Source organism: Cupriavidus sp. F041 (assembly GCF_057814235.1).
In genome coordinates, this window is record NZ_JBVASY010000005.1 from 98,354 (window position 1) to 124,093 (window position 25,740).

Here is a 25,740-nt window from a genome sequence, read left to right on the forward strand (position 1 = left end):
CCTCCCCATGGTGGTCTCCGTGACGCTGTCGCGAGGCGCACTGCGCATGGCAGCCAGCAAGGTAATCGTTAAGAGGCTCGCCTCGATCCACAATCTGGGCAGCATGGACATATTCTGTACCGACAAGACCGGCACGCTGACCCAGGCCCGCATCCACCTGGAGCGCCACCTGGACCTCCTTGGCCGGGAAAGTCAGCGGGTTCTGGAACTGGCCTACTTCAACAGCTTTTTTGAAACAGGACTAAGAAGCCCCCTGGATGACGCCATCCTGGAGCACGCAGAAATCGACGTGAGCGGCTGGCGCATGCCGTTCGACTTCGAGCGCCGCCGGGTGTCGGTGCTCCTCGACAACGGGGCGTCTGAACGGCATTACCGGTAGCATCCCCTTGAACCCCACGACAGGGATCTCGGCCAAAGGAAATCTGGAGGCGATGTGGCAGGAGAGGCTGTTCTTCCGGGTACATGCGCATGGTCTGGATATGCCCGCTTCCAGGCGAGTATCCAATTGGGCAGGTGGTCATCTTTCACCCGCCGCCCAAATAGCATGCAGGATCTCATTCCGACTTATCGAAAATGCCGGCTTCGAGATCTTTCCTGAAATGCTGAACCCAATCGGTTTCATAGCCGATGGGGTATTCCCTTGTAACTTGTGTTGATAGTCTGGTTAGCGTGACGTAGCCCTGTAAACCGAAGTTCTCGTCGCCTTTTGGGTCAGTCGTATCCGTTTCCAGGAGTTCGAAATCACCTGCTGCCAGACCGTTACGCTGCAAGGCCGCAAGAAAGTCCTGTTGTTCATCCAGTTCGATCAGTCGCATCGTCGGTCCCTCACCTGTTCAAAGGGGCGAAAACCGAAACTCTCTTTCAACGATTCCAGTTTCATGTCAGCCCGCCTACGTGTGTGGGCAGCCATGGGCGATGCCCACGGCCCGCTCGGCTTACATCACGCCACCTTGACCTCGATGCGGCTCGGTTGCGCGTGTTCGGCTTTCGGGATGCGCAGCTTGAGCACGCCGTGGTTGAGCTCGGCGACGACCTTCTCGGCATCTAGTTCCTTGGATAGCGTGAACACGCGCCGGTAGCGCGGCAGGGAAACCTCCGTGTAACTCGCTTCCATGTCGTCCGGCTGAGCCAGGACGACTTCGCCCTTGATGGTCAGGATATCGCCTTCCACCTGCACGACCAGCTTGTCCTTGGGCACACCCGGCAGATCGGCGTACAGGGTGATGCCTGCGACGTCCTCGTACACATTCACTGGCGGTATCAGGGCCGCTTCAGCACTGCCAGTGTCGGCTTGTTTGGTGACAGCAGTATTTTCGCTCATGGCCAGATCCTCCTCGCATCACTGGATGCTGATTTGGCGCCGCTGCGCGGCTTCGAGGCGCTGGATGCTGATGTGCAGCACCCCGTCGCGGTACTTGGCTTCCACCGCATTGGGATTCACGTCGTCTGGTAGGCTCACCACACGGCGGAAGCGGCCGGCGAAGCGTTCATCGATATGCAGGGAGGGTTGCTCGTCCTTGTCAGAGAGATCGGGCTTGCGCTCGCCGACAATGGTCAGTACGCCCTTCACAAGTTGCACGTCGATGTTGGCCGGATCGATGCCGGGGGCAAAAGCGTAGATTTCCACCGAGTGGGGTGTGCCGCCGACATTGATGGCCGGAAAACTGACCTGACCGCGAATGCTGTGAGACAGCTCGAATGGCTGCTGCATCTCACGCTGCAGGCGTTCCAACGCTGAGAATACGTCACGGGGAAACAGGGATCGATACATCATGTTTGCCTCCATTCGCTCTAGCGCGGGCGCCATATTCTGACGTCCTCGGTTGGAATGGTAAGGCTTCCCCTGAGGATTTCAAGTTCTTGATTTGACTGATATTCGCCATCATTCTTCCGAGCGGAAGGGCAGCGCTAGAGACCTGAAAAGGGGAACACGCATGGAATTCCAGGACTACTACAGAACGCTGGGAGTGACGCGCGATGCCACCGCGGAGGACATCAAGAAGGCGTTCCGCAAGCTCGCGCGCAAATTCCATCCCGACGTTTCCAAGCAGTCGGATGCCGAACTGCGCATGAAGGAGCTCAACGAGGCCTATGCCGTACTCTCCGACCCGGAAAAGCGCGCCGCGTACGACCAATTGGGACGAGGCCATCAGCCCGGCCAGGAGTTCCGTCCGCCGCCGGACTGGAACACCGGCTTCGAGTTCTCCAGTCGGGGCTACTCGCCCCGGAAAGAGGCCGATTTCAGCGACTTCTTCGCCGAGCTGTTTGGCCACATGGGGGGCGGACACCGCAGTTTCCATACACATGGTGGCAAGTCCCCGTCGCGCGGTGGCGATCACCACGCCAAGGTGCTGCTGGATCTGGAAGATACCTTTAACGGCGCCACCCGTCAGCTTTCGCTGCAGGTGCCAAGCGTGGACGCCCAGGGCGGGGTGCAACTCAGGAGCCGGACCCTCAGCGTGAAAATTCCCAAAGGTGTGCGCGAGGGTCAGCTCATCCGTCTGGGTGGGCAGGGTGCGCCAGGGACCGGCGGTGCGCCGGCGGGGGATCTTTTTCTGGAAGTGCATTTCAAACCGCACGATCAACTGAAAGTGAAGGGACGCAATCTACACCTCACCCTGCCGGTGGCGCCATGGGAGGCGGCGCTGGGGGCGGTGGTGCCCATCGATTTACCTGGGGGCGAACTGAAGGTGCGCATTCCCCCCGGCGCCCAGAGCGGCAGCGAGCTACGCGTGCGCGGCAAGGGCATTCCCGCTAATCCACCGGGCGATCTGCTGCTGGACATCCAGGTGGTGTTGCCGCCGGCAAATACCCCCAAGGCGCGGGAGCTTTATGAAACCATGGCGCGGGAATTGGCCTTTAATCCGCGCCCGGACAGGAGAGCCTGACCCATGCCTGATGATGACGTTTTGATCGGCTGCCTGATGGTAGATGCTTGGCTGACTCTGGAGCAAGTGGCGGGCAGCCTGCATGGTAGCACCAGAGTGGACGTGACCCTCCCCCTGGTCCTGATGAGCGTAAACGCTATGAGGGGCGGCCTGCTGGTGGCGGCAAGCCGCGCCCCCCAGGGCCCCAATCCAATTCAAGATAAGCATCAACAAGCTTTTACTCAGCAGTCAGAAATATATGCGACAGAAGGATGGCGGAAGAATGAGCGTACAAGCGTCGGGTTTTCCGCCACGGTTTGAAGCTGTTCGTTAACCTTTTGTTGCAGGTCCTCACCTTTACGAAGAGGCCTGCGTGCCACACCTGTGCGCTTGGTATGACTCCACACCAACTCGTCTGGATTAAGGTCGGGCGAGTAGCCAGGCAAGAAGTGCAATGCGAGCTTGCCCTTTGTCGATTGAACGTAGCGCTTCACGCATGCCTTCTTGTGCGCGGGCAGTCCATCGACCACCATGTGCACGCTGTTTTTTCGCCCGCGCATCAACTTTTTGAGGAGTTCGACGAACAGCTCTCCCGTCAGACCGCCTTTGTAGGTGGCGAACCAGAAGGCCCCCTTGGAGTTGACCGCCGACGCGGCACTGATGCTCTGGCGCTGCCCCGGCCGATCGATCACCGGGGTCTTGCCACGCGCACCCCATGTCTTGCCATGCACGGTGTCGGCACGAAAGCCAGACTCGTCCCAGAAGAAAATGTCAGCCTTCTGTGCCTTTGCCGCCTTCGCGATGGCAGGAAAGGTCTCCTTGCGCCATGTCTCAACGGCCATTGGATCGCGTTGATAGGCGCGTTGCAGTGGCTTTTGCGGCGTCAGTCCCCTGCGCGCCAGAAGCGCACCGATGCTAGCCAAGGACAGATCCACTCCGAATTTTTCTTCCACCAACAACTGAACAATCTGGCGCGTCCACAAACCAAAGTCAAAACCGTATTGCGTCGGATTCTTGCCATTGATCCAGCGAAACACCTGGGCTTCTTGGCTGTTCGTGAGTTTGCGTGGCCTGCCACTACCTTTGGTTGAGCGCAAAGCCTGCAAGCCCTTGCCGCGGCCCATGGTCATAGCGCGACATCGGAAGGCCCAGGAACGATGCATGCCAAAGGACTTGGCCACGTCCTCGGGATGCTCACCCTCCCTCATCCGCTGCACCGCCAGTACGCGCATTTCCTCAAGGGTGTTATGCGCCAAGGTTCGTCCATCTCGTTTCATTAACGTCGGATTTCAACAGATCATGGAAGTTCAATTTTTGTCGCATATATTTCTGACTGCTGAGTAAGCAGCATGTCGACGAGGCTTGTGGCGAGGCGGACGGGGCCTGGCGCGATCCGGGTTCTCATCGCGCCTCCTCATTCTGGGATTGACTTCGCTTGGGTAGACGACGAGCGCAGGCACCGACGCGGAAATGCTCCAACGTCTGCCCGGCGTTGACCGCTCGTTGCAGCCAGTCCGGCATGGCGCCCTCCCCGTCCAAACTCTGCCCGTCCGCGCTGCGGTATATCGCCACTGGCCGCGCTGCGCGCCCAGATGATGCCTGCGACCCGTGCCGGCGACCGCGCGAACCCCGGCCCGGCGACACCTGAGGCGGCCCGGAGCCCCTTCTATAAAGAGGAGGCCACGGCGCCAGCCTGTGATCCGCCGCACCAGCACCCTGGATCGCCTCAAAGGAGCTCGTACATCACAAGCACTCACGCACCGAAAGTTGTGTTCTACGGCTCGCCTGGCGGCAAACCGCGCCGCTGCAGACGGCGACTTTGGTATTGACGTCCGGGGCTGTGCAGGTCCTGAATGAACTCGGACAGTGCTTCCTGCCGCTTACCGACTGAAGGATTCCCGTTGCCAACTTGCCCCTCTCTCGCCGACTAGGCGGCGTACGCCATCCCGCGACGCTCCCTGACTGCGCGGCGCAGAGCCGGGAGCACGCCTCCTTCGAACGCGCCGACCCCTGACCCTTGCGCCCAGACTTCGCGATTGACCATGCCGAGGAACAAGGGTGTGCCGTACATTCTTGACGACAGCCCCGCCGTTGGGCGTCTCCGTTTAGGTGGTCCGGAAGCTGGCCCGAGCTCAGCGTGCCTTTACCGCCGCCCATACTCAACTTGGTAGTCGATCTCCTTGAACATAGGGAAGCTGACACTCATCCGGTCCATGCGTCCGAAGTACTCCGCCTTGTAGCCGCGGCAGGCGGGGCCCACTGCCGCTGCTTCCGGACAAAGGGATATGGCGCCGACGAAGAGCCAATCGCCGCCCCCGCCTTGGATTGAAGGGAGATTCAATCTGCCGCGACAACTCACACTGGCATAGTCCAGATGTCAATCCGGCGACCGTCTTTATCTTCAAAGTGAGTGATGCGGTCGTCCAGATTCTCGTGAGTGTCATTTTCCGAAAATCCCTCCGTGACGCGCTTCACAGGGACGCACCTAATCTTGTAGATTTGATGCGGTGGATATCGATCTTGCGCGGAACCATCACCTAACGTAAACCCATCGTGGACATAGCGAGAGCACCATGTGTGAGCGGAGTCCCAATCGTCATGTAGCTCGCGCTTCGCTGGTTTAGTCGTGTCCGACAGCAAGTATATGCACAGCAATACCCTGTCTTCGACCTCCGAGAACTGGCCTGCCGATGACTCGTCCACGACGCGCCTCCTTTCGCTACCCATTCTTTGGCGGAGAGCCTTGCTGGGCTCCCGATATCGCCCTGACTATCATACGCGAGGCACATACACTCGCAAGCTTCCTATAGCTACTTCTAAGTGCACTTCGCTGCAGGGGCTGTCCGACATGGCTACTAGAGGGGCGGCCGGGATTCGTGAATATGTGAAGCTTAAGGTATTTGCGAATCCCGGCCAACCCTCTACTCCGGCTTTCTCCTGCTCGGCCACGACCACCGCGGCCCGCGCCACGTCGCCCGTCATTTTTTCCTGCTGAGACTCGCTTGGCAGGGGCCGGCGCTGCTCTCTGGCGCGTGTTTAGTCCTGCTCTTGTCTCTGTTTACTTAAATCTATATTTATAAAAATCAGAATTAAACAAATAGAAATAAGCGGCTAGGGTTTGTACCACGTATTATCAATCAAACCATAGACCTATATTGATTCTCGCCGGACCAGCAATCGCACCCTGGCTGAACGACAACCTGTTTAACGCAGGCGACAGGCAATACCTGACGATCACGCATGGATGTCCCGACCAAATTCGATGCTGCCGCGGCCCTTTCGGACCTTCTCGGCCCTCGCCTGTCGCGCGATGCCAACGCCTTCCGGCACAGCGCATCGAGTGAAGTCAGCAACGGCGCATCCAAGCTGCGTCTCGCGCAACTGCTTGCTCTCGCGAGCCGCCATGTTCGCGCCGGGATCCCACTCGATCCGGGCCCGGATGAAGTTCGCCCGCTAAGCGCAGGCGTTCCCGGGTGGGATCCGTCACACTGGAGCCTTCTGGAAACGCTGCGCGTAGCCTTGCTGCTCGCTTCGCCGGACATGGAAGGCGACACCTTCCCCATTGCGCTCGAGCATTGCTTTCGTTTTGCTGACCACGGCGAGTCGTGCGCCCTGTATCGCGCGCTCGCACTGCTGCCGGGCTGCGATCGCTTTGTCTGGCGCGCAGGTGAAGGCTGCCGCAGCAATATGCGCTCCATATTCGAAGCCGTCGCGTGCGATTCTCCCTACGCTGCGACGCATTTTAACGAGGTCGCCTGGCGCCAGCTCGTGATCAAGGCCGTGTTCATTGACGTGCCGCTCTGGCGCATCGACGGCATCGACCGGCGGCTGTCTCCGGAACTGGCGCGGATGGCGCTCGACCTTGCCGACGAACGGCGCAGCGCCGGGCGCAATGTTCCGCCGCAGCTATGGTTTTGCCTCGGCCCCCATGGCGGTGAACGCGGGCTTCAGGCCGTGCGCAAGGAGCTGGCGGAAGACGATGTGCAAGGCCAACGCGGTGCGCTTCTCATGATCGCCCGGACCGGTGACGCGTTGAGCGGCGATTGCCGATGGCTGCGCACCGCACTCAACAAACACGCCCGTTTCGTCGAACAGGCCCGCCAGGCAGGATTTACGCAGCAAGCCCTTCGCTTCCTCTAGCGTCAAGAACCACGAGAACCAGAAAAGGACCCGCCGTGAGATTCTTCGATCCCCACATCCATATCAGCTCACGCACCACCGACGACCTGGAGGCCATGGCTGCCGCCGGCATCCGCGCGGTCATCGAACCGGCGTTCTGGCTGGGTCAGCCGCGCACCAATGTCGGCAGTTTCTTCGACTACTACTCGAGCCTGGTCGGCTGGGAGCGCTTTCGATGCAGCCAGTTCGGCATCGCGCATTACTGCGCCGTCGGGCTCAATTCGAAGGAAGCGAACAACGAGAAGCTCGCGCGCGAAGTGCTTGAACTGCTGCCGCAATTTGCGCTGAAAGAGGGGGTCGTCGCCATCGGCGAGATTGGCTACGACGAGATCACTGCCGCGGAGGATTTCGCGTATCGCGCCCAACTTGATCTCGCACGCGAGCACGACATGGTGGTGATGGTCCATACGCCTCATCGCGACAAGAAGAACGGCACGCTGCGGTCGATTGATGTCGCCCGGGAGCACGGCATCGATATGACGAAGCTGGTCATCGACCATAACAACGAGGAGACCGTGCGCGCTGTACTCGATTCCGGCGCATGGGCCGCCTTCACGATCTACCCGAACACGAAGATGGGCTCCGAGCGGATGGTCGAGGTCGTCCGGCAATACGGGCCGGAACGGATCATCGTCGACAGTTCGGCCGACTGGGGCGTCAGCGACCCGCTGTCGGTGCCAAAGACCGCGCGGCTGATGCTTGCTCGCGGCATTCCTCCAGCCGGTGTCGAAGCAGTCACCTGGAGCAACGCCTTGCAGGCCTATGCGCAGTCACAGCAGATCGATGTCGCTGCGCTTGACCAAACTCCGCGGCTCGATCAGCGGCAGTTATTCGCCGACAACTCCGTGCTGCGCGGACAATTGCCGCGTGTCGACGAGCCGGTGCCAAACTGAACCGGCGCCGGTAGTCCTACCGCTGGCGGCTAAGTGCCGTCTCCCTCCAGTCAAGTCATCGCCCCAGGTACGTGACCCAGGAGCGCCTCATGCTCGAGCATCGCATCGACCAGAGTTTCGAAGTCCGCTACAGCTATCCGGTCTGCTTCACCCGCGGCGCCTTCGCGCCTGAAAACCGGCTGCTGGTAGACCTGATGCGAGCGCAGCCGCCCGGCGCCAGAGCGCGCGTGTTTTTCGCGGTGGATTCCGGGCTTGCCGGTGCGCTACCCGGCTGCATCAAAGCGATTGAGAAATATGCGCTGGCGCATGCGGATGCCATCGAGCTGGTCCGTCCGCCATGGATCGTCCGTGGAGGCGAGACTTCAAAGCGCGATCCGCGGGAGGTGGACGAGTTCTACGGCTACGCGCGCGATCTCCGGCTCTGCCGCCACAGCTACATCGTCGTGATCGGCGGCGGCGCGGTGCTCGACGCGATCGGATACGCTGCGGCCACCGCGCATCGCGGTCTCCGCCTGATCCGGATGCCGTCAACGGTGCTGGGGCAGAATGACGCCGGCGTCGGCGTCAAGAACGCGATCAACTGGCAAGGCCGCAAGAATTTCCTTGGCACCTTCACGCCGCCGTTCGCGGTCATCAACGACTTCGAGTTGCTGGCAAGCGTACCGGCCGCCGACCGGCGCGCCGGCATTGCGGAGGCGGTAAAGGTGGCGCTGATCCGCGACCGCGCCTTCTTCGGACGGCTGCACCGGCAGCGCTTAGCGCTCGCGGCACTTGCGCCGCATGCGATGGAGCCGATGATCGTCCGCTGCGCGGAACTGCATCTCGCGCAGATCCGCAATTCCGGCGATCCCTTTGAGCGCGGCAGCGCGCGGCCGCTCGATTTCGGCCACTGGTCGGCGCACAAGCTCGAGGAACTCTCCGAGCACCGCTTGCGGCACGGCGAAGCGGTCGCGATCGGCATAGCGCTCGATGTCCAGTATTCGCGCCGGCTCGGCATGATCGGCGATGTGGCGGCGGACACCATCATGGAAACGCTGTGCGATATCGGCTTTACGCTCGATCACGCGGCGCTGGACCGGCTCGATGTCGAACGGGCACTGGGCGATTTCCGTGAGCACCTGGGCGGGCAGTTGTGCATCACGCTGCTGAAAGGGATTGGCGAAGGCGTCGAGGTCAATCATATCGATATCGCCACCATGCGTGCATGCATCGGCGAACTGCGGGCGTGGCAACGGCATGCACGGGGCGACCCCATTGCGCCGGAGGTCGTGTCGTGAACCACAACTACCCGCTGACCTACTGCACCAACATCCACCCCGGCGATGCATGGGCCGACGTCCGACGCAATCTGGAGGAACACGCGTTGCAGGTCAAGAAGGCCTGCTCGCCTGGGCGCACGTTCCCGCTGGGCATTCGCCTGTCCGCGCAGGCCGCGTTCGAACTCGACGACACGGAGATCCGCCGCTTTGCCAACTGGTGCGAGGCACATGACTGTTACGTGCTGACGTTGAATGGCTTTCCGCACGGCGCGTTCCACGGCACGCAGGTCAAGGAAGCGGTCTACCTGCCAGACTGGAGGGATCCGCGGCGCGCCACCTATACGAACCGGCTCGCCGACATCCTCGCGCAATGGACGCCACGTGGCCAGGCCCGTTCGATCTCGACCGTGCCGGTCGCATGCCGCAGCGGCTTCGCCGCAGAACACTGGGGACCGGTCAGGACGCATCTGTTGTACACGCTCATGCATCTTGCATACCTGCACGAGCGTGGCGGTCCGCTGATCCGCCTCGCGCTGGAGCCCGAGCCATACTGCGTACTGGAGCAGACCCGCGAAGTGGTCGAGTTCTTCCAGCGGATGCGGTTTCCCGCCTCGCTTGCTGATTACATCGGCCTGTGCTTCGACTGCTGCCACCAGGCGGTCGAGTTCGAGCGGCCCGCTGACTGCCTCGCGGCACTGGAAAGCGCGGAAATCCGTGTGGTCAAGGTACAGGTTTCCTCCGCGCTGCGTGCCCGCGGCAAGGCGATTGCAAACCTGCTGGCGTTCGACGAAGCGACATATCTGCATCAGGCCGTGCTGTGCACACAGGACGGCGAACTGCTGCGCTTTTCCGATCTGCCGGAGCTGGCGCGCTGGCTCAAACGCGGCGAGCCGGCCGAAGAGTGCCGCGTGCACTTTCACGTACCGGTCTTTCTTGCGGAACTCGGGGACGTCGGCACAACGCGCTTCTTTCTTGAGGACTGCCTGCCGTGCCTGGCGCCGGGGACGCCGCTAGAGGTCGAAACCTACAGCTTTGGCGTGCTGCCGCGGGCGCTGCGCCTCGACTCGCCCGGCGCGTCCATCGCACGCGAGCTGAACTGGGTCAGGGAGACACTCGATGCAGCGCACGGCCGTCATTAACGTTGTCGGACTGACCAGGGGCCTGCTTGGCCCGCACACGCCGAACCTGTCGGCGCTTAGCGACGAGGTCTCGACGATCGACGCCGTGACGCCTGCGCTGACCTGTTCGGCACAGACGACCTACCTGACTGGCAAGCTGCCGACCGAGCACGGCATCGTCGGCAACGGCTGGTATTTCCGCGAGCTGGACCAGGTGATGCTGTGGCGGCAAAGCAACCAGCTGGTGCAGGCGCCGCGCATCTGGCATCTCGCGCGGGAACGCGATCCGTCGTTCACCTGTGCCAACACGTTTTGGTGGTACGCAATGGCGACCGACGCGGACATCACGCTGACCCCGCGGCCGCTGTATTGCGCGAACGGCCTGAAGCTGCCGGATTTCTACACGCAACCGCCAGCGTTGCGGGAGTCACTGCGCGAACGGCTCGGGCAGTTCCCCCTGTACGATTTCTGGGGTCCGCGCACCAGCATCCGCTCGAGCCGCTGGATCGCGGATGCCGCACTCGCGGTCGAGGAGCAGTTCGCGCCAACGCTGAACCTGATCTACCTGCCGCACCTCGACTACTGCCTGCAACGAGTCGGCCCGCAAGCCGATATCGCGAGCGACCTGCGCGAGATCGATGCGGTCTGCGGCGATCTGATCGACACATTCCGGGCGCGGGGGGTACGCATCGTCGTGTTGTCCGAGTACGGCATCGTGCCGGTCAGCAGGCCGGTGCATATCAACCGCATACTGCGCGACGCGGGGCTGCTCGCGATCAAGCGCGATCTCGGCCGCGACTACCTCGACACCGGCGCTTCGCGCGCATTTGCAGTGGCCGACCACCAGGTGGCGCACGTCTATGTCCGCGACCCGCGCGATGTCGGCGCGGTGAGCCGGCTTCTCAACGACGTCGATGGCGTTGGCGGAGTGCTCCATGAGGCCGGGAAGCGCCACTACGGCCTCGCGCATCCGCGTGCCGGGGAGATCGTCCTGCTGGCTGAACCGGATAGCTGGTTCACCTACTATTTCTGGGCCGACGACGGGGCTGCGCCTGACTATGCGCGCACCATCGATATCCACAACAAGCCGGGCTACGATCCGGTCGAGCTGTTTGTCGATCCTGACATCCGCTTCCCCGCGCTGAAAGTCGGAAGCATTCTCGCGCGCAAGGCGCTCGGCATGCGGTACACGATGGATGTGGTGTCCCTCGACGCGTCGCTGGTACGCGGCTCGCACGGCATCCGCACGGCCAGCGACGACGACGCGCCAGTGCTGATCAGCTCCGAACGCGGCCGCATCCCCGACGACAACATGGCCGCCACCAGTGTCTTCGCCATCCTGCTCGATCACGTCTTCGACCAATGAGCACGCTACCCTTGCGCCCCAGCTTCAACGCGGTACTTTCGCTGTGCCGCGTGAGCAATCTGCCCACCGTTTGGATGAACGTCCTGACCGCGGCCGTGCTCTCGGGCGGGGTATCGGACGCGGTTTGGGAAGATGCCGGCAACTCGCAGGCTGCTGCCCCCGCCTTGCTGGTCGTACTGCTCGCGTTCGCACTGTCGTGCTTCTATTGCGGCGGCATGGCCCTGAACGACCTCTGCGACCTCGAGCATGACCGCCTGCACCAGCGCTACCGGCCAATTCCGGCCGGCCGCATTACCGCTGGCCATGCGCGCGCGGTCACCCTCGCGCTGTTCGCCAGCGCGCTCGCCTGCCTGCTGCCCGTTCCGCATCGTGCGGGGCTAGTTGCCGGCGTGATGCTGCTTTTCGTCATTTGGGTCTACGACCACTTCCACAAGCGCCACCGTTCGACCGTGTTCGCGATGGCCGGCGCGCGGCTGCTGGTCTACGTCGTCACCGCGTTCGCGCTGACCGGCGGGATATCCACTGTGGTCGGAATCGCCGCCTTCGTCCAAGCGGCCTACGTGCTGCTGCTGACGGTCGTCGCGCGCCACGAATGCCATACCGCCGCCGGGCGTTACCGGTGGCCGGTGATCCCGTGGATGCTTGCCGCGATGCCGCTCCTCGACGGCGTCGTGCTCGCCGTGCTGGCGGATCCCGCGTGGCTGCTTGTGGGCGTGGTCGGTATGGGACTGACCCGTGCGGGCCAGCGCTACGTTCGCGGCGACTGATCGTCGAGGCAAGAGAATCGTGGCCGCTTCCGGCACAGCGGCCCGACGTGAATCCGAAGTCATGATGCCGGTTGCGCATGAAGCCTCCAAACCAGGAAGGAGCACCATGAGTCCATCCATCCCCACCCCCGTCAGCCTGACATCGCGCTGGTTTATCCGGCTGGGATGCGAGCCAGCCGCCGACGCCGCGCTGCGCCAGCTCGCCGACGATGTCCTGCGGCTCGAGCCCGATACGCTGGCGTACCTGGTCCATACGCCCTACGGCGGCGACGCCCGCCTGCAATCGCTGCCTCCGGCCGATCCGCTTTCCGTCCTGTTCTTCGAGACATACCGCGACGCTGACGCTTTCCTGCGCCACGTCAACGGACCGGTGTTCACCGGCTTCGTGCGGCAGCATGGCGCGCTGTTTGTCGCGTCGAACGGCTCGCCGTTCACGTTCGTGGAATTCCTGCAAATGCGCGCGGGCTTCGTGCGGACCGCGACGGCCGCCGCCCCCATCGCCGCGCCGCAAGCCGATGCCGTCAATCAGCACCCGAGCGTGATGTTCGAGATCATCGCGAAGGACCAAGTCACGCTGAAGGCCTTCTACAGCAGCGTCTTCGGCTGGCACTACCAGACCGGCACCGCCGGCTTCGCCTACATCCCGTTCCAGGTGCAGACCTTGCCGCTGCTCGGCGGCATCGGCCAGACGGAACCGGACACCCCTGGCTACGAGCCGGGCAAGAACTTCTACCTTCGCGTTAACGACCTGGACGCAGCGATCAACCGTGCTTTGCAGAACGGCGGCAGCCGCTATGTCGATCCAGTCAGCGTCGATGGCTACCACTTCGCGATGATCAAGGATCCGGAAGGCAATCCGGTTGGCCTGATCAAGCCGTTCTGACGCGCCGCGGCAACGACGTCGCACCGCTAACAAGGAGGGACCTCATGAGCTATCTCAATCCGCTGCGCCTGCACTTCGCAGGCCAGTTCCAGGCCAATGTGTCGACGGTCAATAACGACCCCGGGCACTTCGACAACGCTGCGTTCGAACCAAGCTACCAGAAGCTGCAGGGACCGGGCATGAATCCGCCCAATGGCTGGTTCAATCCCACTGGCGACGCCTCCTGGCGGCTGCTCGGCTGCAAGGTCACGTCCGCCTGGCTGCCGTCGGGCCCTGCCAGTCCCGCAGATCCGATCCTGCAGTACCTGGTCGCCGACTCGGACGGCCGTGTCTGCGCCAAGATGGTCGATCTCGACAGCGAACAGCAACTGGTATCCGAAATCTGGGGCCTGCAGGTGCGGATCACCGATGCGAGGGGCAACACACTGCTGCGCGGCAGTTTCGACCCGGCACCGTTCCTGGACATCTGGGACCGCGCGACGGGCCAGACCTCCGGCGACGTGATTGCCGGCGCGATGTATCAGTCCGTGCTGACCAACCTGCAATGGGCAGACGTGTCGAACTCGCCGTTCCTGGCCGCGCTGCAGGCAACCGGCGACCGGCTCTCGATCAAGTTCAACGTGGACGGGATCAATCTCGACTACACGTCACCGCAGTTCATGTGCGGACGGATTGCCGGCACGATCGGCCCGTCCGCCGCGGGCGAGCCGAAGAGCATGGTATTCGGCCGGCAGTTCATGGCCGCCGCGGCGCAGGGTGGCAATTTCTTCAAGCCGCAAGGCGGCATCAACTTCCTCGCAGCGCAGGTCGACAATGCGTCCAGTTCCATCCTGCTTGACCTGGGCAACGCGCTGACTACCGGCAACCCGGGCGGCACGATGAATGACGTGGGCGACCTGACGCTCAGTGTCGCCACGTCGACAGGACTGCTCGCACTGGGAACGATCCCGTCCACCGGGCAGAACGGCTACTCGGGCGACACGCCCTGGTACTCGACCACCGCGGGCGTGGTGCAGCTGCCGCTAAGCGCCCAACAGCTCGCCGCGGTGCAGAGTGCCCCGCTGACGTTGAGTGGAACCCCGGGGATGATGATCAGCGAGTGGGAGAGCGGCGTGTTCGTGCGCGCGGATACATTCGTCTATCGTGCAAGTCCCGACGACAAGCTGCAGGTACCCGTCTACGCGATGCAATGGGGCGAGCCAATGGTCGAAGCGACATTGAGTGTCGTGCTGGATTCCTCCCAGCTTCAGCCGAGCAACCTGATCCATCCGCGCGACGTGCCGCCGGTCGCGACACCGCTGTCCGCGTTGAGCTTTGTCGATACAACGCAGCGGCCGCCGACGGTCACGCCGTTTTCCGAAGGCTTCAGCGGCACGCTGGTGACAGGCCAGAATGGTGTCGCGATGCTATCGCTCGTCACCAGCGACCCGGGCACGCCGCGCTATTTCAACCATGGCAAGGACTATGGCCTCGACGGCCAAGTGTACGGCATCCGCATCGGTTTTGCGGATACAGGGACCTATAGCGGGCCGGTGAACCAGTGGAATTTCATCAGCATCCTGCTGTGGAGCGGCTTCAGCCCCGCTCAGCCGGTCACGTGGACGTCGGTGCAACCGATCTTCCAGCAGTACGCGAACCTGTATCCGGTGATGGCGCGGTTTCTCGACATGGCCGACTACAAGCAGGTGGTCGCCAATGCGCCGCTGCTGTCGCTCGCGTTCGGCCTCGATCCGGCGGATCCGAACTCGATGCCGGTCACACGCGACCTGTCGCCCGCGAAGCGCGCGGCGATCCAGTCGTTCCTCGCCAATCCTCAGTACGGCACCGGCGCGCCGGCTCCCGTCGCGCGCGCGCAGGCCGCCGCGCCCGTGTCGGATGCGATACGTCCCGCCGCGCAAGGCGGGAAGGCGGCGGCTAGCGCACGCCGCCTGATACTCCGCTGATGCCTGCGTGCCCTTTGATCATCCTCTTCGGAGATAGCCAACATGATTCGCCTTCAACGCTCCACGCTGAAAGGACTGCGGCCCGACCAGCCCTCGCTGCCGGCCATGTACGCAGCGCTGAACCAAGCCATCGAACTCGAGCATGCGACCATTCCGCTCTACCTTTATGCGCTGTATTCGCTCGACCCGACCAAGAACAAAGCCATTGCCGATATCATTTTCTCTGTGGTGATGGAAGAGATGCTGCACATGACGCTGGCGTCGAACGTGCTGAATGCGCTTGGCGGGACACCGGCCATTGGCGGGAAGTATTTCGTCCCGAGCTACCCTGGTCCGCTGCCGGGCGGCGTCGAGCATGGCCTGACCTGCAATCTCGCGCCGTTCTCGCCAGCCCAGCTCGACACCTTCCTTGACATCGAGCAGCCGGAGGATCCGCTCGACTTTCCGACCGGCCGGGTGTTCGCGCTGGATACCTCCATCACGATCGGTGAGTTTTACGATGCCATATCGGTGGCGATCGGCGTGATTGGCGACGGTGCGTTCGTCAATCCGCCACGCAATCAGGTCGGTCCTGACCTGATGAAGGAGGCCGTGGTCGTGTACAACGTGGCAACCGCGCAGCGGGCAATCCGCACGATCGTCGAGCAGGGCGAAGGTACGTCGACGTCCCCCGAGGAGGTGGTCGGGGATGGCTACGCCCACTACTACCGCTTCATGCAGATCAAGAACGGCAGGACACTGGTGAAGAACCCGTCCGGCAACCCACCCTATTCGTATTCGGGCGAGCCGATTGTCGTCGATCCGAGCGGCGTCTATGCGCTGCCCACCAACCCGAAGATCGCGAACTATCCCCCCGGCTCGGCTCAGCGGCTGGCGTGCAACAACTTCAACTACACGTACACAAGCCTGCTGTCCGCCTTGAACTCGCTGTTCAATGGTAACGCCACCTCCTCCCAGATGAATATCGCGATCGGACTGATGATGTCGCTGAAGGGGCAGGCGAAGGCGATGATGTCGGGGATTCCAAACGCGGCCGTTCTGACCGGGCCGAGTTTCGAGTATCAGCCGGTCGATCCGGGCAGCGCCGCCGCCTGAGTGGGCGCCAGCGCGTTCCGTAGTGGTTCCGCGGAACGCGCTAGCTGCCGTCCCCACTCAGGGCACCATGCTGGCAAACACCCGATGCCGCCGCACCCACTTAAGAAATTTGCTGGGAAGAAGAAGGCCTGATCGCTTTCGCCGACGACGGCGCAATTCGCATCTCGCCGCGGTTGGACGACGCGGCACGCGCTCAGTTCGGGCTCTACGCCGGTATGCAGCTGCCCCACCCAGTTTCCGCGCGCCGTCAGCAATAGACGCTCGCCCCGGAGAAGCCGAGTAGTGGCGCCGGCCGACGTCAACGGCACCACCGCCACGTGGGGGGCATCGCTGCGTGCCGCTGCCACCCGCGTAGCTGGCTGGAAGGCCGTATTCGCCTATTGGGAACAATTGGCCGCGCACGAGGTGCGTCGCAAATTGAATGATCCCCTCGGCGACTTTGACAACCTCGGCAGGACGAAGCGGAATGGTGTCGATTTTCAAGCCAGCCTGCGTCCCGACGCAAAGCTGAACATCTGGTTCGCCTATTCCTATCAGATGGCCAGAATTACCGATCCCGGCCCTGTTGACATCGCCACGCGCGGCAACCAGATCGACCATATTCCCAATCACCTGGTATCGGGTGGCGTCGATTATCAGGCCACGTCGATCCTACGGCTTTCCATGTGGGCCAATACCCCGCCAGCCAATGAGTTGTGAAGGCCTTGGAAAGCATAAGAATCAGAAAATCAGAAGTTCTGTTGCGAATAGCACAAGAAGGAAACCTTCAGGCGGGACGCTTTGATATCGGGCGCGTTCGACGTTGAACCGGATTCGGCCATAAGCAGCCCTTCCTAGCGTCTTCGTTCCGCACGAGGCAGCTTCCTCGCCGGCCCCACCTGGGGGAACGCGGCGCAGCCGACGCGGCCACCGAATAATAACGGGCCAGCGGGCAATGGAGACAGCTTTTTCGACTCAGTGTCAGCCTGAGGAGTCACTGCGCAACGCGCACTGCCCTCCGGGCATCGGATTCTTTAACGAAGTGTTGGCTATCGCGCAGAAGAAACCGGCTATCTGGCGAACACTTTAGCGTGGACCGCAATCTCATGCAGGTGCAGGCTGGCCATAGGAGCTTTGTCCAATCACTTTCGCGAACTCGCGAGGTTCATGTCGTACGTCGAAAAAAGGCTGGTAAATCCAAAGACACGCACCGGGGCGAAACCATGACAAATCTTCCAAAAATCGGCTGCACAATCCTGCTTGCCTTATCCGCTTGCTTCGTCATTCCAGCGACCGCGGAGCCTGATGGTCATTCAGTTTCGTACATCGAAGGCATGCGTCCTCTCCAAGGCCATGCACGCCCGCCTTTTCACGTAAAGGCTTCTATTACTACTGCCGCGCCAACTGGCCTGACACCAGCTACGGTGCGGCGTGCGTATGGTTTTGACAACATTTCCAATCAGGGTGAAGGCATGGTGATTGGCATCGTCAATGCCTATGATCATCCAAGGATCGAGTCCGACCTTGGCGTATTCAGTTCCACCTTCGGCCTGCCACCGTGCACGACTTCCAACGGCTGTTTCCGCAAGATCTACGCGAGCGGTGGCAAGCCGAGGACCGATGCCGGCTGGGCGCTCGAAATTTCCATGGATGTCGAGTGGGCACATGCCATCGTCCCCAAAGCGCAGATCCTGCTGGTTGAAGCGGCGAGCAGCAGTTTCAGCGATCTGATGAAAGCAGTCGATGTGGCGGTGCAGAACGGCGCATCGGCGGTTTCCATGAGTTTCGGAGCTGGAGAATTCAGTCTCGAGTCCAACTATGACAACCATTTCAAGAGGACTGGCGTGACCTTCCTGGCTTCGTCGGGGGATAGTGGCTACGGTTCTGAATACCCGGCTGCGTCGGCATTCGTCGTCGCCGTGGGGGGCACTACCCTTATTACGGATCTGTCCGGCAACTACATCGGCGAATCCGCGTGGAGCGGAAGTGGCGGTGGCCTTAGCACCTATGAGCCGGAACCGGATGGCCAGATGGCGTGGCCGTTGCCTTATGCGGAAAAGCGCGGCATTCCGGATGTCGCTTACAACGGTAACCCCAATACAGGATTCGCCGTCTATGACTCTGTCAATTACCAAGGGAGGTCAGGCTGGTTTCAGGTCGCCGGTACCAGCGCTGGAACACCGCAATGGGCGGGCCTGTTTGCAATCGCCAATTCCTTGCGCGTTGCCGCCGGAAAACCCACGCTTTCTGCTGGCTACAACACCCTATATGCCATTGGCAAGAACGCCTACGGCAGCGACTACAATGACGTCACCAATGGCAGCAACGGCAGTTGCGGCACCATTTGCAACGCGTCGGGTAGCTATGATTATGTGACTGGACTGGGGTCGCCACGCGCTGCAGCGCTGGTTCAGAGCATGCTGAACCAACCTTGAACACGTTCCTTGCGCGTCGTCACGATGGCGATATGGCCGGGCGGGAGGCTCGATGAAGAAAGGCAAACCGCTCGCTCACGGCCATCGCTCCCCGGCTGCAATCGTCAATCAGGCGGGCAGCCGGTTTTACCCGATCCGCCAGCGTCAGCTCGTACGCGGCCATCTTTACGCGGATGCACCTTGGATCGCGTCCTCCCACTCGCTCTCGTTGCCAACTCTGAAGGGAAGTACATCGAGTGCGCGGCCGGGGTGCCCGTCGCCAGCGCCCTGCCCTCTTATCTGTCGGTTGCCTGGCTGTTGGCTTTGCGCCGCTCGCCCTCCCGCTCGCGCGTGTGCCACGCGCAACTCGGGGTGATCGAATGGAAGTCCCTTCCATTCGATCACCCCTACTAGCGCAGCGCGCGGTCTATATGAACGCGTCCCGTTTGCGCCAGGTTTTCGCTTGTTCAGACACTGACAGGATGGGCTGCAGCTCTATATCCGGCCTTCTTGCAGCCGGTAACACCGCTGCTGGCCCCTATGAAATACGCTGACCCGCGCCTCATTCGTACTGCGAGCTCAAGGCTCGTATTACGCGATCGGTGGGGCATTTTCTATGACCAGCCTATTCTGCTCAATGAGCGGCAGGCCGGCGCAGCTATCGAGGGCGTGATCCGGCGAGGTGGCTCGGAAGACGTGGCGCAACTTGCAGTGGATACGCACGGCCTTACAGATTTCGCGATGAGTCTGTCACGGCTGTTGGGCTTCGATCTCTGTCCGCGACTCTCCCACCTGCGTGACCGACGTTTGCATGTTCCCAGGCATCATAACGTGCCAAGCCAACTGGCTGCCGTCACCGATGCCGATGTTCGACTGAGCCTCATTGAGCGCGCCTGGGACGAACTGGTGTGGATTGCCGCATCCGTGCAAAGTGGGCAATGCACTGCAGTCCAGGCACTCACGCGCTTTGGGGTGGCGGCGCGCGGACAGCTCGTCTATGAGGCCGGCGAGCATCTCGGACGGTTGTTTCGTACGATCTTCCTGATCGACTATTTCACGAATTCCGCATTTCGCCATGAGATGCAGCACGCGCTGAACCGCGGTGAAGCGGTGCACATTGTCCAGCGGGCGATTCATTACGGCAAGATACCGATCGAGTTGGAGCGACATGACGCGTCGCTGGCGGCAGTGTCATCCGCCTTGACCTTGCTATCCAATGCAGTAATGGCTTGGAATACGATGCACATGCAACGCAGGTGGGACATCATTGAAAGGATCGGCGGCGAGACGACTCGATCTGAGGATCTTCGGCATATAGGGCCCACGCATCTTGAGGGAATCAATCTGCAAGGCACTTTTGAGTTTCCCATCGCGCGCTATGCGCATCGGCTCATGCCCACCGCGGCGCTCCAGTCCGACTCACTTTCGCAGTGGCGTACGGCATAGCCATTCTGCTTTGAAAGCGCACAGGGCGGTGCCAAAGAATTCATACCTCTGGGCCCGCGATATCCGCATCCGCGGCATACATCCGGCCGGCGAGAGCTTGGGGTCGTCCGTCGGCCGCGACTCAGCTTTTCGGAGGCTTACGGCCCCTCCCCCCGCCGCCAAACCCCTGCTGCGATCGGCATATCTGTGGATACGGCGAACAGACCAGTCAGCAAGTGATTGATTTTGTGGGTATTTCTTGCGGGCACCAGCCGGAAACCCGCATGAATGCTAGGGACAGCTACCTCGGTAGATTGCATCGAAATCAAAGGGATACCGCGTTGGGCGTCCGCATTATGGCACTTGGGAAGGCCGGCGTCCTTGCAAGGTGTGCCGACTCGCCCTTCCCCTCCGGCGTGCCACGGCCTGGCTGCCGCTTCGCGCATGGTGATCGTTGCCAACTGAGAAATCCTGCAGCTGAATCGCCCACCGGGAAGTGACAAAACCCAGTATCGTTTGGAAGTGCCACTACTTTACTATCATGGCACAAAGTGCCTCTCCCGTTTTCGTTTGCAGCTCTGAGATCGAAACGGTTCCATCGTGATCGCGATCGGCGGCCTTGAAGCGCTGCTCGACGATCGCCAAATACTCCCTCTGGTCCAGTGTGTTGTCGTTATCTCGGTCGGCTTTGGCGAGGGTCTTCTTGTCAATCTTTGCAGCGGCCAGTTCTTTAAGTTCGAGTGTGCCGTCGTGGTCGTTGTCGAGTTCCTCGAATTTCACCACGGCGGCTTTCTTGGCTTCTTCCAAATCAATAGTGCGGTCATTGTCCAGATCAATGGCTTTGAGCTGCTCTGCCGAACATGCCGCCTTTGCCGCCTCGGCATGAAAAGACCCAAAAATGGCCAAGGCGCTAGCTACTACGACCCCAATGGTCTTTAGCCATTCTTTTGAGCTCATGATGCCACCCTTCCAAGTATGACAATCGCTCTGAAATATAGGAGGTTTTGTTGCATAAATCGAGTTTGAAGACAAAGTCTATCCTGTGATCTCGAATTCATGCAATGCGGACGGCCTGAGGGCGGGCGAGCGCTGCCATGCGGTTGAGCACGCCCACACGGATCGCCACCTCGGTCGCCTGGGAGCCGACCCTGCGCGCCCACAGGCAATTGCCCGTGAGCGTCTTGAGGCGGTACATCAAGGTTTCGACGGGCGAACGCCGGTGATAGCCGCTGGACCGGCGGGCTGAGGCCCCTCAGGCTGATTCGCAACTGGAGTACGGAAACCGCCGGTTGAGGATCGAAGGACATGAGCACATTGTAGGTGGCTCATTCTCCTCTCTTTAGGCCTAACTTTGAGTTCAGGCCAACGTAAGGTGTTGATTTCACGCGGTTATGCGAGTGCGTAGCGAGGGCTGACTGGGTACAGGTGCTACGGCAGGGCTGCCGGGCTGATGCCCAGGAGGCGGAAGGCGCGGTCCTGAAGGGGCGTTGGCCGCGTGGTCATGATGATCTTGGCCTCCGGATTCAGCGGCGTGTGGCAGATGTTGTAGGTGAGCGTGGCCAGATCACCGAGCAACGTGCGCAAGCTGTGGACGGGCAGATCATCCTCGGTGCGCTTGGTGGCGTCCTTGGCTTTCGCCTGTTCCGAACGCCGTGCCTTGGCCACGGGCGAGGCACGGGAAGCGCGCGCTAGCTCGATGTATTCATCGTCAAACAGCATCGGCTTCAATTTTTCGCGCATGTGCCATTCGACGTAGTAGGCCAGCATGCACAGAAAGACATGAGCACGCACGCGCTCGGCATTCCAATGGAACACGGGGCGCACGTGCAAGTCCACGGTCTTGAGCGAACGAAACGCTCGCTCGACCGCCGCCAAGCCCTTGTAGGCCGACACGGCCGCCTCGGCTGACAGTTGCGCCGCCGGCAAACTCGTGCGCACCACATACAGGCCATCGAGTGCCGCCTCTTGCTCGATCTGTAGCGTCTTGCGCGCCCAGGCAAAGCTGGTGTCGGTGATGGTCAGCTCGAAGTGCTTGGCCATCTTGAAGCGCTCGACGACCCGGCCCACGCGCAGGGCAATCGCCTCCGTGCCCTTGAGCCGGTTGCGCGCGCGCGTGGTGGCCTCGGCAATCTTGTTGAGTTCCTGTTCGGTGGCCTGCAACAGCGCCTCGCGTTTCCTGGCCCGTTCGTCGGCCAGCAGCGGATTGCGGCGCACCACCAGTCGCTCGCCAGGAAACGTTTCGCTGGTGAGTTCGATGAGGTTGCGTTCATCGAACAGCGAGGGCTGAAAGGGGCCTTGTTCGCGGGCGAGTTCAGCTACCTGCGGGGCGCGCAGGCTACTCACCCAGTCCAGTCCTGCCGGGCGCAACAGCGTGTCGATGCGGGCTTGCGTCAGCATCCCCCGGTCCCCTACCCAGGCGAGCTTCTCGATCCCGAACCGGTCTTTGAGCTTCTCCACCTGAGACGCCACCGTGCTCGGATCGGCGGTGTTGCCGGCGAAGACTTCGACCGCCACCGGACGTCCTTGCGGCGTACAAACCAGACCGAACACGATCTGCGGCTCGTGGCGTTTGCCATCGCGGCTGTAGCCGTAGGCCGCCAGGTCGCAGCAGCGCCCGGTCAGCCAGGTGGAAGTGAGGTCATAGAGCACCAGGGTGCCACCCGTCAGATGCTGCTTCGCCAGGCGCTTCTCGATGGCTTCCTGGGCCTCTCCCAGCCAGTCCAGCGCGGCGTACAACTCCTCGGGCTCCACATCGCCGATGCCGAGCATGCGCGACAGCGAATGGGCCGCGGTCTCTTGCTGCAGCATGCGGTGCGTGGCCAGCTTGGAGGCGGGCGAAATCAGGCGTGCCACCAGCAGCGCCATGACCAGGGATGGCACGCGGCCCGGCGCCGCCGCGAACCAGTGTTGCGCGCCACAGGCGCGGGCCGTACCGAGCGCGGCGGCCACATGGCCGTGCGGCAGACTGCGCTCGATCACCAGGGCCTCATCGGCCGAGGCCACGGCCGCCCCGCCGCGCAGCAAGACCTTCAAGCCCTCGATCACCTCGGGCGGCAGTGCGGACAAATTCGCCAGGGTGCGTTTCTTGACCTTGTTGCCTTCGCGATAGGACTCGCGCAGCAGGATCGCCGGCGGGGAATTGCGGTTGGGGACGTGTTCGATATACATGAACACTATTATTGGACATATTCAGCAAAAAACAAGGCTAATGTAATGTATTTACATGGGTACATATGCACCCCAAAAAATAGCCGAAACCCAACGGTGGCGCGGGTTCCGGCGAGTTCAGGGGCCAAAGTTAGGTTTAGGGAAGACTGATCGTAGCCCCCGCTTTGGCGCGCTCTCCTTCATCCGGTTCTCCATCTCGCCCCTCGCGCAATAGCCGCGTTCGTAAAGTTCCTGCGGTGCATTGGCGAGGCTGGTCACGACGAAGCGCGGATTGGCGCCCTGGGCATTGTGCTCGGCCTTGACGATGACGCGGCCCAGGCGGGACCAGGAGCCGGCCTGATAGGCAAACTCACCGAAGTGCCGCTGCGGCGCCTGGGTGGCTTCGAACGCCTGGGTAGCGGCCTCCCGCCAGGACTGAGAGAACGTGAGCAGGCGTGACTTCTTGGCCAGGCCGACGACATAATCGACATCGTGGCGTTCGCACCAGGCCATCAGCAACGGACGACAGAAGCCGGAATCGCCTCGGAACAAGATTCGCACGTGTGCGGCCACGCCTGGCGCAAGCGACTGACCAGCAGCTTGAGGATCGCTGCAGCATGCCACGCCGCGTCCTTCTTGGCCGGGCGCAGGTACCTGCCTATAGCATATAGCCTAACCGTGCTGCACAGCCGCTACACGCAGATGGAGTCCGGAGCGCTCACGACTGACTTCATATGAGGTTACGACCCGCTTATCCTGGGGAAACAGAATGTGCTTGCGCTGGATGAGAGCCAGGGTGGCCTCGCGGAAATCCTGTGCAGCGGAGCCGTCCGATGTACCGAGTGCTGGGGTATTGCCGATGAACCGGTCAAGTTCGGCCTCTGCTTCGTCCGGCGTGTTGCTCGTCGAGGCAATGTTCCAGGCGATTACGCCCATGCCGACCAGCTTGCGCGTCCTATCGAGCGACAGATCATCGCTGGCATACGGATCAATAAGGTTAATCAAGGCTGCCGAAATCTTGTCATACGGGTTGTATCCGGGAGCGAACGGGAGGTTGCTGAGCGATGCAGGCTGTGTTGATGCGACGGATTGCAGAGCTCTCTTGCGGTGGCTGGCTTTTTCCATTGGGGCCTCGTTCACGGAGTCAGGCGACTTGACGGCTGCCCGCGGTTCGGGGCGGCGGCGTCGGTTCACAAAGACTGGGAGCGTATCACGGCTTGTCGGGAAGGACATTGGGCGGCCGTGGTGTTGGCCATAAGTGGCCCCGCCAGGGGGCGGACAAGTGGGTCGGCCGGGAATCGCAAATATCTTAAGCTTAAGATATTTGCGATTCCCGGCCATCCCTCACTCAGGCTATGACTGACAATCCGTGCTTCTGAACAACTTGCAGCAGTCGAGCTGCAATGCCGCTCGGCTTCTTATCGCCACGCTCCCATTGCTGGACCGTCGACGCACTAGTGTTCAGATAGTGTGCAAACACCGCTTGGCTAACCTTCACGTCTTTGCGAATGCGTGCGATAGCCTTGGCATCGAATTCGGGAGCCTTTTCGATGCACAGGTCGTCGTACTCACGCATGGTCTTCTTGCTGATGACCTTCATGTCGTAGAGGTCCGACGCCGCGCTATGGATTGCTTCAGACGCTGCGCTCTTAAACCTTGTCTTAGGCATTGTAAATCTCCACAAACTTCTTTGCTTCAACAAACTCGTCGACTTCAGCCTTAGTTAACTTGCCATAGTCCTTGGCAAGTTTCTTGAAGTCTTTCAGCTCTCGCTCATCAATGTTTTTCATATCCGACTTCGCGAACAGGAAGACAAACACCCAGAATTCTCCGATCTTATTGATGACGATTGAGCGCTGCGTGTTCTTGCTGAGCCGCTTCTTCCAAACGTTGCCACCTAGATCATCGGCCTGACCTTCGATGAGTTGCTGGGCCGCTTTGCACAACTCTTTGTCCGTAATCCCGACATCCTTTGCCGCCTTGGTGAACCATTTGGTTTTGAAAACCCGCTGCGCGAGTGCCGTCATAGGCCGTTGCTGTTATTTGACGATAAATCATAGCACTATGTGTCATGCTATTCAACTATACCGGGGACGTTGCACGCTTGCGAGGCGTGGCCGGCGCCGGTTCTGTAGCCATCAGCTCGGGCCCAAGGAACGTCCGTGCCACTTCCGGGTCTCGGCATTCCATTCATGTGCCCCATTCGACCCTCGGCACCGACCATCGGGGCCAGTCGGGGTGATCGTACCTTTCGTGCGTCTTGTTCGTGATGTCGAAACGGTCTGCATGCATGTATCCGGCTTGCACTTGGACGATAGCCGAAGCACGCCCGCAGCCTCGATGAGATCCGCGCACCCTGTCCTTAGCAAAATCGCGGCATGCCTGATAGCGGCCGCCGGCACGAA

Annotated in this window: 23 protein-coding genes and 3 pseudogenes; 14 read left to right on the forward strand and 12 right to left on the reverse strand. The window is 61.4% G+C overall.

Going from position 1 to position 25,740, the window contains the following annotated elements; genetic code table 11:
• The first annotated feature begins 46 nt into the window (after nt 1-46).
• Nucleotides 47-379 (forward strand): hypothetical protein, encoded by a 333-nt coding sequence (locus tag ACZY0R_RS43260; protein WP_488867970.1) that lies wholly within the window; start codon nt 47-49, stop codon nt 377-379.
• A 175-nt stretch (nt 380-554) separates the two neighbouring features.
• On the opposite strand, the gene ACZY0R_RS43265 is transcribed toward ACZY0R_RS43260, so the two are convergent.
• From ACZY0R_RS43265 to ACZY0R_RS43275, 3 genes are all read right to left on the reverse strand, one after another.
• Nucleotides 555-815, reverse strand: coding sequence for a transcriptional regulator (locus ACZY0R_RS43265; RefSeq protein ID WP_488867972.1), 261 nt, complete (start codon nt 813-815; stop codon nt 555-557).
• A gap of 125 nt (nt 816-940) precedes the next feature.
• Nucleotides 941-1,321 (reverse strand): Hsp20/alpha crystallin family protein, encoded by a 381-nt coding sequence (locus ACZY0R_RS43270; RefSeq protein WP_488867974.1) that lies wholly within the window; start codon nt 1,319-1,321, stop codon nt 941-943.
• Nucleotides 1,322-1,339: 18 nt separating this feature from the next.
• On the reverse strand, nt 1,340-1,774 hold the full coding sequence (locus tag ACZY0R_RS43275) for an Hsp20/alpha crystallin family protein (RefSeq protein ID WP_488867976.1): 435 nt from the start codon (nt 1,772-1,774) through the stop codon (nt 1,340-1,342).
• Nucleotides 1,775-1,934: 160 nt separating this feature from the next.
• Here ACZY0R_RS43275 and ACZY0R_RS43280 point away from each other — a divergent pair, with 160 nt between their 5' ends.
• Nucleotides 1,935-2,888 (forward strand): DnaJ C-terminal domain-containing protein, encoded by a 954-nt coding sequence (locus tag ACZY0R_RS43280; protein ID WP_488867978.1) that lies wholly within the window; start codon nt 1,935-1,937, stop codon nt 2,886-2,888.
• A gap of 221 nt (nt 2,889-3,109) precedes the next feature.
• Here the strand turns inward: ACZY0R_RS43280 and ACZY0R_RS43285 are convergent, their stop codons facing one another.
• Both ACZY0R_RS43285 and ACZY0R_RS43290 read right to left on the reverse strand, forming a co-directional pair.
• Nucleotides 3,110-4,144, reverse strand: a complete 1,035-nt coding sequence (locus ACZY0R_RS43285) for an IS630 family transposase (protein WP_488856757.1) — start codon at nt 4,142-4,144, stop codon at nt 3,110-3,112.
• A gap of 124 nt (nt 4,145-4,268) precedes the next feature.
• Entirely contained in the window at nt 4,269-4,511 is a 243-nt protein-coding gene (locus tag ACZY0R_RS43290) for an H-NS family nucleoid-associated regulatory protein (RefSeq protein ID WP_488867980.1), read from the reverse strand.
• 1,596 nt (nt 4,512-6,107) lie between these two features.
• Between ACZY0R_RS43290 and ACZY0R_RS43295 the strand changes: the two genes are divergently transcribed.
• The 12 genes and pseudogenes from ACZY0R_RS43295 to ACZY0R_RS43350 all read left to right on the forward strand — a co-directional run.
• Nucleotides 6,108-7,007: an EboA domain-containing protein gene (locus ACZY0R_RS43295; RefSeq protein ID WP_488867982.1), complete on the forward strand. Its 900-nt coding sequence runs from the start codon at nt 6,108-6,110 to the stop codon at nt 7,005-7,007.
• Nucleotides 7,008-7,042: 35 nt separating this feature from the next.
• Nucleotides 7,043-7,939, forward strand: a complete 897-nt coding sequence (locus ACZY0R_RS43300; RefSeq protein ID WP_045242812.1) for a TatD family hydrolase — start codon at nt 7,043-7,045, stop codon at nt 7,937-7,939.
• Nucleotides 7,940-8,028: 89 nt separating this feature from the next.
• Nucleotides 8,029-9,216 (forward strand): 3-dehydroquinate synthase, encoded by a 1,188-nt coding sequence (locus ACZY0R_RS43305; RefSeq protein WP_488867984.1) that lies wholly within the window; start codon nt 8,029-8,031, stop codon nt 9,214-9,216.
• Nucleotides 9,213-10,337 (forward strand): metabolite traffic protein EboE, encoded by a 1,125-nt coding sequence (gene eboE / locus ACZY0R_RS43310; protein ID WP_488867986.1) that lies wholly within the window; start codon nt 9,213-9,215, stop codon nt 10,335-10,337. The genes ACZY0R_RS43305 and eboE overlap by 4 nt, the downstream gene beginning before the upstream one ends.
• Nucleotides 10,315-11,682 (forward strand): alkaline phosphatase family protein, encoded by a 1,368-nt coding sequence (locus ACZY0R_RS43315; RefSeq protein WP_488867988.1) that lies wholly within the window; start codon nt 10,315-10,317, stop codon nt 11,680-11,682. The genes eboE and ACZY0R_RS43315 overlap by 23 nt, the downstream gene beginning before the upstream one ends.
• Nucleotides 11,679-12,449: a UbiA family prenyltransferase gene (locus ACZY0R_RS43320; protein WP_488867990.1), complete on the forward strand. Its 771-nt coding sequence runs from the start codon at nt 11,679-11,681 to the stop codon at nt 12,447-12,449. The genes ACZY0R_RS43315 and ACZY0R_RS43320 overlap by 4 nt, the downstream gene beginning before the upstream one ends.
• A 106-nt stretch (nt 12,450-12,555) precedes the next feature.
• On the forward strand, nt 12,556-13,332 hold the full coding sequence (locus ACZY0R_RS43325) for a VOC family protein (RefSeq protein ID WP_488867992.1): 777 nt from the start codon (nt 12,556-12,558) through the stop codon (nt 13,330-13,332).
• Nucleotides 13,333-13,376: 44 nt separating this feature from the next.
• Nucleotides 13,377-15,275 carry a hypothetical protein gene (locus ACZY0R_RS43330; protein ID WP_488867994.1) on the forward strand — a complete coding sequence of 633 codons (1,899 nt, stop codon included), beginning with the start codon at nt 13,377-13,379 and terminating at the stop codon, nt 15,273-15,275.
• Between the two features lie 42 nt (nt 15,276-15,317).
• On the forward strand, nt 15,318-16,370 hold the full coding sequence (locus ACZY0R_RS43335) for a ferritin-like domain-containing protein (RefSeq protein WP_488867996.1): 1,053 nt from the start codon (nt 15,318-15,320) through the stop codon (nt 16,368-16,370).
• Between the two features lie 282 nt (nt 16,371-16,652).
• Complete coding sequence (locus ACZY0R_RS43340) at nt 16,653-17,069, forward strand: TonB-dependent receptor domain-containing protein (RefSeq protein ID WP_488867998.1); 417 nt, start codon at nt 16,653-16,655, stop codon at nt 17,067-17,069.
• A gap of 503 nt (nt 17,070-17,572) precedes the next feature.
• Entirely contained in the window at nt 17,573-18,784 is a 1,212-nt protein-coding gene (locus ACZY0R_RS43345) for a S53 family peptidase (RefSeq protein ID WP_488868049.1), read from the forward strand.
• A gap of 528 nt (nt 18,785-19,312) precedes the next feature.
• Nucleotides 19,313-20,209 (forward strand): annotated as a pseudogene (locus ACZY0R_RS43350) (Tn3 family transposase); the annotation flags it as partial.
• A 507-nt stretch (nt 20,210-20,716) separates the two neighbouring features.
• Here the strand turns inward: ACZY0R_RS43350 and ACZY0R_RS43355 are convergent.
• The 7 genes and pseudogenes from ACZY0R_RS43355 to ACZY0R_RS43385 form a co-directional block, all read right to left on the reverse strand.
• Complete coding sequence (locus tag ACZY0R_RS43355; RefSeq protein WP_488868000.1) at nt 20,717-21,145, reverse strand: EF-hand domain-containing protein; 429 nt, start codon at nt 21,143-21,145, stop codon at nt 20,717-20,719.
• Nucleotides 21,146-21,242: 97 nt separating this feature from the next.
• A pseudogene (locus tag ACZY0R_RS43360) lies at nt 21,243-21,428 on the reverse strand (IS5/IS1182 family transposase); the annotation flags it as partial.
• 188 nt (nt 21,429-21,616) lie between these two features.
• Nucleotides 21,617-23,356, reverse strand: a complete 1,740-nt coding sequence (locus ACZY0R_RS43365; protein WP_488868002.1) for an IS1634 family transposase — start codon at nt 23,354-23,356, stop codon at nt 21,617-21,619.
• 117 nt (nt 23,357-23,473) lie between these two features.
• A pseudogene (locus ACZY0R_RS43370) lies at nt 23,474-23,988 on the reverse strand (transposase); the annotation flags it as partial.
• A gap of 19 nt (nt 23,989-24,007) precedes the next feature.
• On the reverse strand, nt 24,008-24,460 hold the full coding sequence (locus ACZY0R_RS43375; protein WP_488868004.1) for a hypothetical protein: 453 nt from the start codon (nt 24,458-24,460) through the stop codon (nt 24,008-24,010).
• A gap of 223 nt (nt 24,461-24,683) precedes the next feature.
• Entirely contained in the window at nt 24,684-25,004 is a 321-nt protein-coding gene (locus tag ACZY0R_RS43380) for a helix-turn-helix domain-containing protein (RefSeq protein WP_267600531.1), read from the reverse strand.
• Entirely contained in the window at nt 24,997-25,362 is a 366-nt protein-coding gene (locus tag ACZY0R_RS43385) for a type II toxin-antitoxin system RelE/ParE family toxin (protein WP_488868006.1), read from the reverse strand. Before ACZY0R_RS43385 ends, ACZY0R_RS43380 begins: the two co-directional genes overlap by 8 nt.
• Nucleotides 25,363-25,740: the final 378 nt, after the last annotated feature.